General features: G+C 44.9%; 17 protein-coding genes. 11 read left to right on the top strand and 6 right to left on the bottom strand.

All coding sequences use genetic code 11. The annotated features are described in order from the left end of the window. Nucleotides 1–67 precede the first annotated feature (67 nt). From KOE27_RS25395 to KOE27_RS25385, 3 genes are all read right to left on the bottom strand, one after another. Nucleotides 68–1,402 (bottom strand): TolC family protein, encoded by a 1,335-nt coding sequence (locus tag KOE27_RS25395; protein WP_215241493.1) that lies wholly within the window; start codon nt 1,400–1,402, stop codon nt 68–70. Nucleotides 1,403–1,483: 81 nt separating this feature from the next. Beyond that, nucleotides 1,484–1,957: a MarR family winged helix-turn-helix transcriptional regulator gene (locus KOE27_RS25390; RefSeq protein ID WP_215241492.1), complete on the bottom strand. Its 474-nt coding sequence runs from the start codon at nt 1,955–1,957 to the stop codon at nt 1,484–1,486. 162 nt (nt 1,958–2,119) lie between these two features. Continuing rightward, the gene (locus tag KOE27_RS25385; RefSeq protein WP_215241491.1) at nt 2,120–3,595 is read right to left on the bottom strand and encodes a M48 family metalloprotease; all 1,476 of its coding nucleotides are present in this window, start codon (nt 3,593–3,595) and stop codon (nt 2,120–2,122) included. A gap of 214 nt (nt 3,596–3,809) precedes the next feature. Here KOE27_RS25385 and KOE27_RS25380 point away from each other — a divergent pair, with 214 nt between their 5' ends. Further along, on the top strand, nt 3,810–4,625 hold the full coding sequence (locus KOE27_RS25380) for a lysophospholipid acyltransferase family protein (protein WP_215241490.1): 816 nt from the start codon (nt 3,810–3,812) through the stop codon (nt 4,623–4,625). A gap of 81 nt (nt 4,626–4,706) precedes the next feature. Beyond that, nucleotides 4,707–5,621 carry a TIGR01777 family oxidoreductase gene (locus KOE27_RS25375; protein ID WP_215241489.1) on the top strand — a complete coding sequence of 305 codons (915 nt, stop codon included), beginning with the start codon at nt 4,707–4,709 and terminating at the stop codon, nt 5,619–5,621. A 5-nt stretch (nt 5,622–5,626) separates the two neighbouring features. Here the strand turns inward: KOE27_RS25375 and KOE27_RS25370 are convergent, their stop codons facing one another. Next, the gene (locus KOE27_RS25370) at nt 5,627–7,099 is read right to left on the bottom strand and encodes a M61 family metallopeptidase (RefSeq protein WP_215241488.1); all 1,473 of its coding nucleotides are present in this window, start codon (nt 7,097–7,099) and stop codon (nt 5,627–5,629) included. Between the two features lie 105 nt (nt 7,100–7,204). Here KOE27_RS25370 and KOE27_RS25365 point away from each other — a divergent pair, with 105 nt between their 5' ends. The 9 genes from KOE27_RS25365 to accC all read left to right on the top strand — a co-directional run bounded on the left by KOE27_RS25365 (nt 7,205) and on the right by accC (nt 14,248). Then, nucleotides 7,205–7,867 carry a hypothetical protein gene (locus KOE27_RS25365; protein ID WP_215241487.1) on the top strand — a complete coding sequence of 221 codons (663 nt, stop codon included), beginning with the start codon at nt 7,205–7,207 and terminating at the stop codon, nt 7,865–7,867. 64 nt (nt 7,868–7,931) lie between these two features. Then, nucleotides 7,932–8,564 carry a NeuD/PglB/VioB family sugar acetyltransferase gene (locus KOE27_RS25360; protein ID WP_215241486.1) on the top strand — a complete coding sequence of 211 codons (633 nt, stop codon included), beginning with the start codon at nt 7,932–7,934 and terminating at the stop codon, nt 8,562–8,564. A 111-nt stretch (nt 8,565–8,675) separates the two neighbouring features. Then, entirely contained in the window at nt 8,676–9,233 is a 558-nt protein-coding gene (locus tag KOE27_RS25355; RefSeq protein WP_229252954.1) for a YceD family protein, read from the top strand. Between the two features lie 65 nt (nt 9,234–9,298). Next, a complete protein-coding gene (gene rpmF, locus KOE27_RS25350) occupies nt 9,299–9,493 on the top strand; it encodes a 50S ribosomal protein L32 (RefSeq protein ID WP_215241485.1) in 195 nt (64 codons plus the stop codon). 130 nt (nt 9,494–9,623) lie between these two features. Further along, nucleotides 9,624–10,562 carry a phosphate acyltransferase PlsX gene (plsX, locus tag KOE27_RS25345; protein WP_215241484.1) on the top strand — a complete coding sequence of 313 codons (939 nt, stop codon included), beginning with the start codon at nt 9,624–9,626 and terminating at the stop codon, nt 10,560–10,562. Between the two features lie 89 nt (nt 10,563–10,651). Continuing rightward, entirely contained in the window at nt 10,652–11,641 is a 990-nt protein-coding gene (locus KOE27_RS25340) for a beta-ketoacyl-ACP synthase III (RefSeq protein ID WP_215241483.1), read from the top strand. Between the two features lie 100 nt (nt 11,642–11,741). Then, nucleotides 11,742–12,308, top strand: a complete 567-nt coding sequence (gene efp, locus KOE27_RS25335) for an elongation factor P (protein ID WP_215241482.1) — start codon at nt 11,742–11,744, stop codon at nt 12,306–12,308. 93 nt (nt 12,309–12,401) lie between these two features. Continuing rightward, nucleotides 12,402–12,866 carry an acetyl-CoA carboxylase biotin carboxyl carrier protein gene (gene accB / locus KOE27_RS25330; RefSeq protein ID WP_215241481.1) on the top strand — a complete coding sequence of 155 codons (465 nt, stop codon included), beginning with the start codon at nt 12,402–12,404 and terminating at the stop codon, nt 12,864–12,866. A gap of 38 nt (nt 12,867–12,904) precedes the next feature. After that, on the top strand, nt 12,905–14,248 hold the full coding sequence (accC, locus tag KOE27_RS25325) for an acetyl-CoA carboxylase biotin carboxylase subunit (protein WP_215241480.1): 1,344 nt from the start codon (nt 12,905–12,907) through the stop codon (nt 14,246–14,248). An 87-nt stretch (nt 14,249–14,335) separates the two neighbouring features. Here the strand turns inward: accC and KOE27_RS25320 are convergent, their stop codons facing one another. After that, on the bottom strand, nt 14,336–14,827 hold the full coding sequence (locus KOE27_RS25320; RefSeq protein WP_215241479.1) for a hypothetical protein: 492 nt from the start codon (nt 14,825–14,827) through the stop codon (nt 14,336–14,338). Nucleotides 14,828–14,902: 75 nt separating this feature from the next. Next, nucleotides 14,903–15,373 carry a hypothetical protein gene (locus KOE27_RS25315; RefSeq protein ID WP_215241478.1) on the bottom strand — a complete coding sequence of 157 codons (471 nt, stop codon included), beginning with the start codon at nt 15,371–15,373 and terminating at the stop codon, nt 14,903–14,905. Nucleotides 15,374–15,404: the final 31 nt, after the last annotated feature.

Below are 15,404 nucleotides of genomic sequence, written 5' to 3'. Positions count from 1 at the left end.
AACTTATAATATTTTGATTTTTAGAATACTTCCTGAATTTTGCTGCTTTATCAGCGCTGCCAGCCCTTTATGGCAACTCAGACAAAAAGGATAACAAGGTTCCCTGAGACTGCTCGATACTCAGCTGTGCCTGATAATAGCTCAGCATCGAATTGATGTAATTACTCTGCGCCTCCTTGTAGGAGGTCTCTGCATTCAGCAGATCTGACAGCGGAACGGTACCTTCCTTATACTGCAGGGACGTTACGTCGTAAACCTCTTTGGCGAGGCTAACATTATTTTCATCGCTCGACAAATTCAATCGGGCCTTCTGGAGCTGAGTGGTTGCATTATGATTTTGTAATTCATAGTTCTGCACATTCAACTTCAGTTGCTCATTTTGGGTCATCAGGTTCAGATCGGCCTGTTTGTACTGTGCATCCCTTTTAAAGCTGTCGAAGATCGGAATGGTCAGCTTAAGGCCGATTGCCCCAAAACTGAACCAGTTACCCCATGAATCTCCCAGGTTATTCCCCAGCGCCTGGAAACCATACCGCCCATAAACGGATACCTTTGGCAGATACCCAGCACGGATCCTGTCTTTTTCGATACCCTGCAGTTGCATATTGACCTGCTGCGTTTTAAAATCAGTGAGATTGGAAGGATCAAAAACACCCGGCTCAAATACCTGAAATGGTTTGTTAAGCGGATTGTCCGTCAGTTCAATTTGTTCATTCATGGGCATACCCATCTGAAATTTCAATTGATTCTGTGCCAGCGTCAGATTGCTTTCTGCCAGGGTAAGCTGCGACTTAATGTTGTTAAGGCTCACTTGGGTTCTGTCAAAGTCCACTTTTTTGATCACCCCATTATCCAGTTGCAACTGCAACACAGCCAGGATTTTCTGTGTTTTGTCAAGATTATCTTTTAAAAGAGCGATCTGCTGATTGGTTACAAATACCTGATAGTAATTGTTAGCCACATTGTAAATGATGTTTTCTTTTACTTTCTGAGCATTCAGAGCCGCATTTTCAATATTCGGCTTGTTGGCTTTCAAACCTGTAAGAAGTGCCTGATCAAACAGTACCTGGTCTGCCTGGGCTGATATATTGGACGAATACTTACTGCCCAGGGTGATACGGCGGTCTTCGGTAGAACCGAAAACGCCAGCAGGAATTACCGTCGACTGCAGCTTGATATTGTCGTCCAGCATACCCGTGGCGTTCACCTGCGGCAGGTAGCCGGAAAGGGCCTCCCGCGACTGCTGCGCAGCTACTCCTTCCTTGTACTGTGCCATTTTAACATTACTGTTATTCTTGAGCCCGTAATTGATACATTCCTTTAAACTCAACCTGGTTTGGGCATGGGCCAGATTGCCGAGGGTCAATAAACCCAGGATTGCAATAATCCTATTCGTTTTCATTTGTTTTAATTTATTGTGGCTAATTGTTCCGATAGTTGATACATCTACTGGTGATATATCAACTATATATATATAAATTTTTTATTTTTCAATAATGCCTGCAACTCTGTTCAGAAAGGACAAAAAAGTGATGCGCTCCTCTTCGGTAAAATGCTCCATGATCTGATTATTAAAGCTGATTGCCAGTGCCTGAATTTTCTCACAAACAAACTTACCACTGGCTGTAAGCGAAATGATATTCTTTCTTTTATCCTCTATGTCACTTTCTATCCGGAGAAATCCATCCTTCGTCAATGTTTGCACAGAACGCTGTATACCTGCTTTATCCTTCTGAAGTACGTTTGCAATGTCCTGCTGGGTAATATCGTGTTCTTTGAAATATACTACCATAAGGATAGGTACCTGCTCTGCCATTACCGGAATTCCTTCCTGTACCAGCTCCGAATTCATTTTCTTAAATACAAGCCGGGTAACATTGCCGAGTTTAAATTGAAGTGTGTCCTTCATTTCCTGCCTGCCTGCCTGGCCATCATTATTTAGGGATGTAACATTCATAACGCAAAAGTATTTTAAGTTGATGTATCAACCAAATTTTATTAATAGAAATTCCTGAAAACCATACGATTCTTGATTAAGTATAATTTACTCCGGTTTAGAAAACAAAAAAAAGGCCCGTCGTATCACACAACGGACCGTTCTGAACCTTCCCTTAAATTATTATCTTCCAAGCGTTTTGATCAGCGAACCTTTTTCTACCCTATCCTTCAGATCCATTCCGTTAATAATAGCCAGATCATCCATTTTACTGTCCGGCATATTCAAATCCTTGAGTACGTCACGAAGCGAACCTTCTCTCTGTACCGTTTTTATACGAACCCGCTCGGGCTGCCTTCCCAGTATATTGGGGTCTGTCAGGGACTTGAATCCCTGCGCCACATTTTTAAACTGCCCTGTACTGGCTGCAAAGGACCCAGCGGTTGCCACACCATGTATGGCATAGATACTCCCATTGTACTGTATAAGCCAGGTTGCAACCTGTGTGGTATTTTCGGCCGTCTGGGTGGCCTGTTGCTGACCGCCCTGGCTTTGCTGAACCTGCTTGGATACCATTACGAGCGCCGGATTACCATTGATGGTGGTTTTGCTATTTTCAGACACTTGCAGACTGTAATTCTTGATAATCGTCTGGGCGGCATCTTCCAGTGTTTTTCCTTCGGCAAGGGTAAACAACATCATGGATTTTCCATCCTTGGGTGCCATCTGAAACTGTACAGGACTGTTTTCGTATTGCCAGCCACTCGGTACCGGAAACTGAAACCTGAGTTCGGGGTGATAGAACTGATTGTTTTCTACAAAACCTTGCTTCGGATCAACGCCATAAATCAGCCCTTCGATTTTACGCAGGTAGGCATCCCGGTTGACATTATACTTTCCCGGATTCGCTGCCTGATACTTGGTGGCAAGGGCATCCACCTTTTTTAGCCTGTCGCCCGGATCCGGGTGGGTCGACTGGAACGTTGGAATACTCTGTCCGCTTTTTTCACTGATCTTCTTCAATGTTCCAAAGAAGTCGGCCATTTCATGCGCATCATACCCGATTTTACTTGAATACTGCACACCGATCTCATCCGACTCGGTTTCGTGCTCCCGGCTGTAACTTAAAAGAAGCATACCCACCGCCTGCTGCGCCTGATCTGCCATGCCCCGTATTTGGGGGGACAATACCATACCCGCCATTAAACCTACCTGCCCAAGTATCTGTGTGGTTTGCTGCCTGGCGGAATGCCTGGCGGTAATATGCCCTATCTCATGGCCCAAAACTCCCGCAAATTCAGCTTCGTTATTAAAATGTGCCATGATACCCCTGGTAAAATAAACATATCCCCCTGGTACCGCAAAAGCGTTTACAACCGGCGAATCCACTATAAAAAATTGATAGGGTAAATCGGGCCGATGCGAAATCTTGGCCATAGCATGTCCTTTTTCATTGATAAAGGCCTGAAGATTTTTGTCATCATAAAGCCCCATGGTGGCAACTACCGACGGGTGGGATTCTGCACCCAGGGCAATTTCCTTTTCCTGGGACATAAATATAATTTCCTTCTTACCGGTAACCGGATTACGCGAACATCCCGCCAGCATTCCAAGTGCCGCCAGACAAAAAAGGATGTTGTATTGAATCTTCATTTTCATATTAAAATGTACAAATTTAAGCGTGGGTGAGTTTTTCAAAGTAAGCACCAATATTTGCCCCATCAAAGAACCATGCCAGTGAAGAAATATTATACTGCCCGTAATAATTTTGCTTTGCCTTTACATTAATTTATAAATTACGCTGAAATATCCAAAAGGTAACGAAAAATGCAGTAGTTGCTTTTATAACGCAAACCGGGTTATTTGTTAAATAATGACTTCAAAAAAAACAACATACAGCCTGCTGCCACCCTGGTTGGCAAGACTCGATTTTTTGGGCATTTTTGAACGGGACCCTTTTGGCAATTACCTGACGATCAAACGCTTCTTTATATTTATCATTGGCTGGTTCACCTATTACCGATATACAGCCGTAAACAAGATCAGTATCAAAGGCAGCGACCAGTTGGTAGACCTGCCGGATCATGGTGTTATTTTCCTGTCTAACCACCAGACTTACTTTGCTGACGTCATTGCCTTTTACCATATCTTCTGCGCCACCAAGTGGGGATACAAAGATACCATTTCACCTCCTTTTTACCTTTTTTCTCCCCGGGCAAGATGTTATTATGTGGCGGCTTCGGAAACAATGAAAGAGGGCGGAATCATTCCACGACTGTTCAGTATGGGTGGGGCCATCACCATCGACAGATCGTGGCGTGCCAATGGAGAGAATGTGAAGCGCCAGTTGGATAATGCCGCTCAGGACAAAATAGGCATGGGACTCCGTCATGGGTGGGTTGTGAGCTTTCCGCAAGGTACTACCAAGCCATTTGCCCCGGTACGGAAAGGCACCGGCTTCCTGATCAAAGAACATAATCCTATTGTCATTCCGGTGGTGATCAATGGTTTCCGACGAGCATTTGATAAAAAAGGCTTACGTTTCAAAAAACGCAACACCAAAATTACCGTCCACTTCAAAGCACCAATGCATTTCTCTCCCGACGAGTCTGTTGAACGCATTGTTGAAAGAGTTACCCAGGCCATTGAACAAGATCCCCTCAAAGATGGCCTGATTCCCCTGCCCTAGCTTCATTTATACTGGAACACTTTTTGAATTATTCAGTTCTGGAATAAATTATGGCAATTACCTCCCCACTCAGTGAATTTTATGGTTAATAAGGTACTCATTACAGGAGGAACGGGACTCATTGGTTCCCGCCTCACAGAACTATTGCTGGAGAGAGGATACTCCGTAGCCCATCTGAGCAGGAAAAAACAGAAAAAATCTTCTGTTCCGGTGTATCAGTACGATACCGCAAAAGGATATATTGAAGACGGGGCGCTGGAAGGAATGGCGTACCTGATACATCTGGCAGGTGCGGGTATAGCAGACGAGCGTTGGACAGAAGAAAGAAAAAAAGTCATCATATCCAGCCGGACTGAGCCCATTAACCTGATTACCTCAAAACTCAGAGAAAAACAAATTTTCCCACGAGCATTTATCTCCGCCTCGGGCAGCGCCTTCTATGGTGGCGATACCGGCGACAGAAAACATACCGAGGACTGCCCTCCGGGAAACGACTTTCTGGCGGAGGTATCGGTACTATGGGAAAACGCAGCTGACCAGGTCAGGGAACTCGGGGTAAGGACCGTAAAGCTCAGAACCGGTGTGGTCCTTAGTAAAAAGGGTGGCGCACTTCCAAAAATCACCTTGCCCATACGCTTTGGCCTGGGGGCGCCCTTAGGACCCGGCACGCAATGGATGTCATGGATACATATAGATGATCTTTGCCGGATGTATATAGAGGCCATGGAAAATGACTCCTGGGAAGGGGCTTACAATGCCGTTTCGGCTCCACCCACAACCAACAGGCAGGTTACTATTGCTATTTCCCGCATACTTCAAAAACCTCAGTGGCTCCCTCCTGTGCCCGCTTTTGCTCTCAGACTGATTTTCGGAGAAATGGCAGGTGTCGTTTTAGGAAGCAATTATGTGGAAAATTACCGGATTGAAACTGAAACCAACTTTATATACGAATTTCCGCAGCTCACCAACGCTCTGGAAAATATTTTCAAACCCTAATTCACTTATTCTTCTTCCTCGGACGGCGTTAACTGCTGCGTGGTCGACAACCAGATACTCCTCTGAAGCTGTGCTTTAAAATCCTCATGGACATTGAGTTGCACATTGCCATTACTAAAAATGGTCATCTGCAGCCCGACAAATGACAGTACCTCGTTCAGCCGGTTTTCAAGCGGCTCATTCCCCATTATACATTCATCCCAGTACCAGCCAACAGGTTCTCCGGCTACTTCCTCCACAATATTCATATAATCCTGCAGACTATAGCCTACAAACGGCTTCCCGAAGCGTTCCCATAAAAGCTGCATTACCTTATCCAGAGACTGCCGGTGGTTGCTTTTTCTACGCAGATATAAGTCCAGAATCAACGCAGCTAATGCTCCTTTATGATAAACGGATACCTTCCTGTTGGGAATACCTCTTTCATAACCATCGAGCCAAAGGTCAAAAGATGACTCAATAAGAGATTGCGAGGCCTCGGCACTGTTTTCGAAATGCCGCTTCATGTAAACCTGGAGTTCCTTGATATAGGCCTTTTCATCAAAAACACCCGCTCTTTTTAGAAAAAGATCTCCGTAGTAAGTCGTGCAGCCTTCCGCCACAAAACAAGTCTGAAAATAATTTTCCTTCGTAAAATCATACGGCAAAAGCTCTTCCGGCCGGATTCTGATGATGTTCCAGGCATGAAATAACTCATGCGAGCTTACTCCCAGCAAATCAGTATACAACCCCTCTCCCTCATCATCAGGCCCTAGTACCACCATTGTAGAATTATGATGTTCCACCCCGTGATAAAAAGCCGTGGGCAAAATAAGATTCAAAAAATGGTACTCGTCTTCCGGAAACTCTCCCATAGTAGCAATCTGCTCTCTGGAAAACCGGCGGAAGTCGCGCTCAATACGCTTCCAGTTTGGCTTCAGGTTACCGTGCATCCATATATGAAACTTCACCCCTCTCACCTCATACGCGTTATGCTGAATGGTGGCAGAAGCCAGCAGGGGACTGTCTACCAACTGATAAAAATTTTGGGCAGATAACCTGTTGCCTTGCTTTGACAAACCGCAGGCTATGTGCCACGGCCCTGGCAATTCAAGGTCAATGGTGAAGGGATCGTCGATTCTCCCCTCGGGATACATGCAGAAGTTGATAAAATTCAGGTACCACAATTCCTCATCAACATAACTGCTTCCCGCGTTTTGTATCGCAGCAAAATAATTGTAAGTAACCTGTACCACTGTTTCTCCCTGAGTATCAATCCGCCACCTGTCCTTTGTTATCTTTTCAATGATCAGTTTCTTACCTTCTTTGGAAGATGCTTCAATAAATTGAATATTTTTGGCAAAGTTTTGAATCTCATAACGCCCGGGCCGCCATGCCGGAAGCTGAATCTCTATGACATCCTGATCAATCCCCGGAATGGTCCATGTGATATTGAGAAAATGTGATTCCGGCTTGGTGACAGCAATTTTGTAATGCATAGGTATGAAACTGTGGAATGAAGCGTATTGTCGAGCCCGGCGATAAACCAAAACACCATATTTCAGCGTTACAGGTAACACTATAATCAAATAAACGACTTTTAGATGAAAAATAAAATCATTCCCCTCCTGATATTCCTTTTAACGACTACTAGCCTTTATTCTGTTTTTGCACAAAATGACGAGTATTACAGGCCCGACTCGCTGAGGAAAGAAAAAAACCGTGTTGTACCTGCGCCACAGGATGAGCCCGTGGTCATGAAAAAGGATTCGATCGAACGTAAAAAAAGGCTGGCCGACTTCCAGGACCGTCCGTTTATCGACCGCGTACGCCTGGGAGGAAGTTTTGGCCTCAGTTTCGGAACCGTTACCAATGTCAATTTATCCCCGATGGCCGGATACGAATTAACTGAAAAACTGGTGGCGGGTGTGGGCGTAACGGGTATGTATTTTCGGAGCCGCTATTACGATATCAACGATTTCTATTACGGAGGACGTGCATTTATGATGTACCAGCTATTTCCCATGGTGAACGTGATCGGTGAATTTGAAGGCATGAATGTGATCGGTTCCTATCAGAAACGCCAGTGGCTGGGTTCTCCGCTGATTGGCGCTGCCTACTCGCAACCCATAGGCGGCAGGTTTATCAAATATGCCCATCTTACCATACTTTATAATTTAAATTACAACAATCAGATCGACCAGTATAGTGGCCAGAATTTGTCGCCATATAGTAGTCCTTTCGTTTTCAGGGTAACTTTTCTTTAATATTTGCTGTTGAAGCATATCATTCATTAACCGGTACTTTGGAAGCCGGACTTTAAACAATTTTATGGAAAATCCAGTATTGATCATCGGGGCAGGTGACCTAGGCATGAAGGCTCTTGATATTTTTAAACGAAATAATGTTTTGGTATATGGCCTTCTGGACGACAGGGAAGATCTGCAGGGGAAGGAATTTGGCGAAGTAAGCGTACTGGGAACCACCGATGACCCTTCCTACCTGAATATCATCGGATCAAAATGCGAAGCCTTCCTGGCCATCGGTGAGCGGTCGGTGCGGGAAAGAATTGTGGAAAACCTGAATGAAACATATAAAGTAATGCCGGTGAATGCCATTCATGATACCGCCGTCATCGCAGAATCTGCGGGAATAGGGCACGGGAATCTGATCGGTGCCAAGGTAATCATAGGGCCGTTATCCACCATCGGGCATCATTGCCTTGTTTTAACTGCAGGCGTTATAGACACGTCGGCATCTCTGGGAGATTTTGTGACAATTGGTTCCGGGGCCATTATTAACGACAGGGTTAAAATTAATGACGGAGCCTTCATCGGAGCCGGAGCCATTATCGTTGCCGGTATTGAAATAGGAAAAAATGCCCGGATCGGTGCCGGTTCCGTAGTGGTTGAAAATGTTCCGGCAGGAGCCACATTTTTTGGAAATCCGGCCCGGAAAATATAACTGCCTCACATCCGGCACGAATGACTCCCAGCTGTATGAAGAAGAAAATTCTCATATAGTTTTTATTCGTATGAAAAAGATACTACCTTTGCAGTCCTTTTGGCATTAAAAGTGAAAGAGCTAAGTAAATATAACATAGACATTTACGGTTTGGAAGACAAACAGTATGACTATGATATGGAGTCCGGAGATGCGTTCTTTGAAGAGTTGGACCAGGATATTATAGAACATGGCCATTTCAAAACCCATGTTGTTTTAAACAAATCGGCCACAATGCTTCAGCTGAATTTTAAGACAGAAGGAACGTTGCGCCTGGTTTGTGACCGAAGCCTTGAGCCGTTTGACGAAGCTTTTTCTTCCAATGAACGGATCATCCTCAAATTTGGTGACCGGGATGAAGAACTGACAGACGAAATTGAGATCATCAACCGAAATACCAACCGAATTAATGTAGCGCGGTATATCTTTGATTTTATTGCATTATCGCTGCCCATAAAAAAAATCCATCCGGATCTTCGGACCGAGGAAGATGAAGAAGAATTCCCGGACGACGACGTTGAGGCGGTCCTGGTCTATTCGTCAGGAGAGCAGGAGGAAACGGAAGGTGAAGAAAAAAAGGAACAGATTGATCCCCGCTGGGAGGCTCTTAAAAAGCTAAAAGGGGAATAACAGAAGTGGAATAAGGTAATTCGATATAGATAAACAGATAATTAACAATCAGAACATAAAGTATCATGGCACATCCTAAGCGGAGACATTCTTCTACCCGTCGCGATTCGCGCAGAGCGCATGACTTTCTTACAGGAAAGCAATTGGGAGTTGATTCGTCCACTGGCGAAATACACCAGCTTCACCGCGCACACGTACACGAAGGCAATCTGGTGTACAAAGGCAAAGTAGTAGTTGAAAACTATACCAAAACGGTCTAGATTCAGAAGATGAGAATATGTATTTCGCAGCAGCCCGGTAAAAGTTGTTGCGAAATTCTTTTTTACTAAGGCACATCTGCTAAATTTACACCTTCGATTTCTAAACTTATCAGTACAAAACTGCGTGTAAATGAAAATTGCGGTAGATGCTATGGGGGGAGATTTGGCTCCACAGGCAATTGTTGAAGGGGTGATACAAGCCTCTTCAGAGCTACCTTCGGAGGCAAGAATCGTCTTAATCGGAAGGGAGAATACAATTTTGGATATCTTTAGGCAGCATAACTTTGTCCCTACCAATATTGACATCGTTCATGCAGAGGATGTGATAGAAATGGGAGAACATCCCACAAAAGCCCTCTCTCAAAAGCCTAATTCCAGTATTGCTGTCGGATTTAAACTCCTTAAAGAAAAGGAGATTGATATATTCTGCAGTGCAGGCAACACGGGAGCCATGCATGTAGGAGCACTTTTTAGTATTAAGGCCATTGAAGGCATTCTCAGGCCAGCGATTGCCGGCCTGGTTCCCCAGGTTGGAGGCGGCCACGCCGTTATGCTGGACATTGGCGCCAATGCAGACTGTAAGCCTGAGGTATTGGCACAATTTGGCGAGATGGGCTCTCTTTTTGCCCAGTATACCTTCCAACTCGAAAAGCCAAGGGTTGCACTGATGAACATCGGAGAAGAAGAGCAAAAAGGCTCTCTTACGTCACAGGCAACGTATCCGCTGCTCAAACAAAACAAACGAATCAATTTTATAGGTAATATCGAGGGTAAGGATCTTTTTACCAACAAAGCAGATGTAATTGTTACAGATGGCTTTACGGGTAATATTCTTTTCAAGCTCGGAGAATCACTTTACGAGATAGCCCGTAAAAGAGAAATCAACGACGAATTCATCGACAAGACCAATTACGAATCCATCGGTGGCAGCCCCATCATTGGCGTAAATGGCAACGTCATGATCGCTCACGGTATTTCTTCCCCGCTCGCTATCAGGAATATGATTGGATGGGCTTATAAGCAGGTTAAATCCAAAGCTTATTTGCACATTGCCCAGGCATTGAACTAATGGTTATTTATTAAAACTGACTGATAATGAATATAACCGATCTTGTCCTTACCCAAATCCATCCGGATTTTGATTGCTACAATTAAATCATGACCCAAATCAGAGCCTCTATTACAGGAATACAAGGGTATGTGCCCGACTACATCCTTACCAATGCCGAGCTGGAAAAGATGGTCGCTACAAACGATGAATGGATCGTAAGCCGCACCGGAATAAAGGAAAGACACATACTGAAAGGAGAAGGATTAGGCAGCTCTCACATGGGCGCCGAAGCGGTTAAAGGCTTGCTGGCCAAAACCAATACTTCACCTTCTGAAATTGATCTGCTGATCTGCGCCACCACCACCCCGGACTTTATTTTCCCCTGCACCGCCAATCTCATCTGCGATATGGTTGGTATCAAAAACGTTGGAAGTTTTGATATCCAGGCGGCCTGCTCGGGATTTGTATATGCACTCACACTGGGCTCCCAATTTATTGAGACCGGCAAGTATAAAAAAATTATCGTTGTCGGAGCCGACAAAATGTCTGCTATCGTAGACTATACTGACCGTAAAACATGCGTATTGTTCGGCGACGGTGCCGGAGCTGTTTTACTGGAGCCAAACACCGAAGGAAACGGAATCATTGACTCCATCATACGGTCAGACGGAGCAGGTTATCCTTATCTGAACCAAAAAGGAGGAGGAAGTCGCTACCCGCCCACACATGAAACGATTGACAAGGGCTGGCATTATGTTTTCCAGGACGGATCGCAGGTATTCAAATTTGCTGTGACCAATATGGCTGACATATCCGCCGAAATCATGGAAAAAAACGGCCTTACAGGTAACAGCGTTGCCTGGCTGGTCCCGCATCAAGCCAACCGCAGAATCATAGAAGCCACGGCCAACCGAATGGGCGTTGGGATGGACAAGGTAATGATGAATATTCAGAATTACGGTAATACCACCTCCGCCACCATCCCATTGTGTTTGTGGGATTATGAATCTCAGCTAAAAAAAGGGGATAATTTGATATTAGCCGCTTTTGGAGGCGGTTTTACCTGGGGTGCTTTGTATCTTAAATGGGCATACTGAGCATAATATAGCATTAAAATGCAGGAATGGAAGTGTACATCTTCCTACTTCCCTGAGCATTTTTAAGACCAAATCAATTTTGAATTATTATTGAATTAAGATGGCAACTACTGCAGATTTACGTAACGGATTAGTGATTGATTTCAACCATGATCTGTTCCAGGTAATCGAATTCCAGCATGTAAAACCTGGCAAAGGAAATGCCTTTGTCCGGACTAAAATTAAAAGCCTGACTTCCGGAAAAGTGCTGGATAATACGTTTTCGTCAGGTGCTACAATATTCCCGGTTCGTGTGGAACGTCATAAATTCCAGTACCTGTATAAGGATGAAGTGGGTTACAACTTTATGAATTCGGAAACTTTTGACCAGGTTTTAATAGACGAGAAGCTGGTTACCAGTGCCGATCTTATGAAAGAAGGTCAGGAAGTTGAAATCCTGATCAACACGGAAAACGATGTAGCTCTTTTGTGTGAACTGCCTCCTTTTGTTGAGCTGGAAGTTACCTATTCGGAGCCAGGATTGAAGGGGGATACGGCAAACTCTCCCAAAAAAGCGATTGAAGTAGAGACCGGTGCAAGAATTATGGTTCCTTTATTTATCGAAGAAGGACAAAAAATTAAAGTAGATACCCGCACCTACGATTATGTAGAAAGGGTTAAATCATAATTTTATTTTCTGTGAAAGGTAAATGAACCCTGTTAGCTGCTTATGGATAGGCATTTAACAGTTCCTCATCCCTCACTGCTTAAAACTGAATAAATGGAAACCAAAGAAATTCAAAAATTGATTGACTTCATTGCCCAGTCGGGCCTTGATGAAGTGAATATCGAAACTGCAGATCTTAAAATAAAAGTTAAAAGATACGGATCAGCGCCAGTAGTAACCTCAGCACCTGCTCCGATAGCTCCCCCGGTTGCTACCGTGGTGAGCCCCCAGCCCGTAGTGGCTGAAAAACCAGCTCCGGCAGAAACGTCTGCGTCTAACCTGATCACCATCAAATCCCCGATGATCGGAACATTTTACCGGGCTTCCAGTCCTGAAACTCCAAATTTTGTGAGTATTGGTGATGAAATTAAACCGGGCAAGGTACTCTGCGTGATTGAGGCCATGAAGCTTTTCAACGAATTCGAATCCGAGTACTCAGGAAAAATCGTCAAAATACTGGTAGAAAATGCTACTCCGGTTGAATTTGATCAGCCATTGTTTCTTGTTGAGCCTGTCTGACCCGAGCAGTTTTCCGGCTTTTAATTAATTGATTTTTCATGTTCAAAAAAATACTCATTGCCAATCGGGGTGAAATAGCACTTCGTGTCATCAGAACCTGCCGGGAAATGGGCATCAAAACGGTAGCAGTTTATTCTACTGCCGACCGGGAAAGTCTCCATGTTCGTTTTGCGGACGAGGCCGTATGTATTGGCCCCCCAACCAGCAGGCAATCTTATTTAAGTATCCAAAATATTATTTCTGCTGCCGAGGTAACCGGAGCAGACGCCATACATCCCGGATACGGCTTCCTATCTGAAAACGCTGAATTTTCTCAGATATGTGCTGACTACGGAATCAAATTTATCGGTGCAACCGCTGAACAGATTAATGGCATGGGCGACAAAGCAACCGCCAAAGCAACCATGATTAAAGCCGGCGTACCGGTTGTTCCGGGTTCGGAAGGCTTGCTTGAATCCGTCGAGGAAGGCAAACGCCTTGCAAAGGGCATCGGATACCCGGTTATTGTGAAGGCAACTGCCGGTGGCGGAGGCCGCGGCATGCGGATCATTAACAAACCGGAAGAATTTGAAAAAGCATGGAACGATGCCCGTACAGAATCTGCCGCCGCTTTTGGGAACGACGGGCTGTACCTTGAAAAATTCGTGGAAGATCCCCGTCATATCGAAATTCAGATTATCGGAGATCAATATGGTAGGGTATGTCATCTTTCAGAACGTGACTGCTCCATTCAACGGAGGCATCAAAAGCTGGTAGAGGAAACACCTTCACCCATCATTACTCCCGAATTACGGGAAAGAATGGGTGCTGCCGCCATCAAAGGTGCTCAGGCGATCGGTTATGAAGGTGCTGGTACCATTGAATTCCTTGTGGATAAGCACGGAGATTTCTACTTTATGGAAATGAATACCCGTATTCAGGTAGAGCACCCTATAACAGAAGAAGTTACAGATTTTGATCTTATCAAGGAGCAGATCAAGGTAGCAGCTGGTGAACCTATCTCGGGAGTCAACTATACGCCTAAGCTTTTTGCAATGGAGTGCCGGATCAATGCGGAGGATCCAGCAAATGGATTCAGGCCTTCACCTGGTAAAATCACCAACTTGCATTTCCCCGGAGGCCACGGTATCCGGATTGACAGCCACGTATACAGCGGCTACACAATCCCTCCCAATTACGATTCGATGATCGCCAAGCTGATTGTAAGCGGCCAGTCTCGCGAGGAAGTACTTACACGGATGAAAAGAGCCTTGCAGGAATTTGTAATTGAGGGCATTAAAACAACCATTCCGTTCCATATTAAACTCATGGACGATCCTGGCTTCAAATCAGGAAATTTCACGACCAAGTATCTGGAAACTTTTGATTTTTCCACACTTTAATTCTTTGTCAAATACCATAGAAAAACAAGTAAAAGGAGCTGGGATGAGGACATCACCAGCTCCTTTTGTTTGTTACTGTGAACCCGCTTATACCAGCCGTCCGCCATCCAGTCTGTCCTGCAGTTCGCCTAGTTCATCCCATTTACCATCTCTTGCCAAAGCGGCCTGTTGTGGCCAGGTAGTGGGGTCATGCATCTGAAAGCGTGGGTTGGCACGCAGTATCTCACTCATCCGGGAGGCACTTGTTTCCGCCAATTGTCCCAGTGTGAGGATACCGTTTCTGTGAAGAAGCTGTTCTATTTTTGGTCCAATTCCCTCTATCACTTTAAGGTTATCCGCCACCAGGGTATCCCTGGCAGAAATGGATTGTTTATCTGTAAATGAAAGCCTGCCGGCTTTTTCACGGCAATCGGACAGTTCATCCTTCTTGTCTGCCAGAGAGCTCCTCAGAATATTTACCCTTCCGTTGGTAACCCATTTGCCAATGAGCCATCCGATGAAAGCGGCCGCGGCCAGAAGTATGAGCATTTCAGAGATCGCAACTGGTTTGCTTAACGGTGTTATTTCAAGTAATATCATTATAGTGCGTATTTAGGATCAAACGATTATTTAAAAACTGGTCATTATCGAAAGCAGGATGATTTCCGGCAGACGCTACTCCCTGCCACCATCCAGGACCTCCTGCCACTTTTTCAGTTCTTCCCATTTGCCTGCCCCAGCAAGTATGGCCTGCCGTGGCCATGTTGCAGGATCATGCGCATAAAACCGTTCCCCTCCCCTAAGCAGAATTTCCTTCAGCAAATCCGGCGAAACATTGCCTAATTCATGATACGAGAGGATACCTGCCCGATGCAAAAGCTTTTCTATTTGCGGCCCTATTCCTTCAATAATTTTAAAGTCGTCCGTTACCCTACCCGTCTTTGCCAGCGGTACATCCACTGTAACAAGCCCTTTCCTGCACATCTCAAGATCGTGCGTCAAACCGTATAATCTCTCTTCCAGGTCAGCAATAAGGCTGCTCCCGTTTCGGAAAGCGATAATATATCCAATGATACCAGCTACGAGTAACATGAGCAGATGTTGCCACCATGCCTGGGGCAAATCATGCGGATTTAATTGAAACATATTTGTATGGATTTAATGAGTTAAAACAAGG

The sequence above is a fragment of the Dyadobacter sp. CECT 9275 genome, assembly GCF_907164905.1.
Lineage (GTDB): Bacteria > Bacteroidota > Bacteroidia > Cytophagales > Spirosomataceae > Dyadobacter > Dyadobacter helix.
The sequence above is the reverse complement of the archived record's forward strand: the minus strand, read 5'-3'. Positions and strand labels throughout refer to the sequence as shown.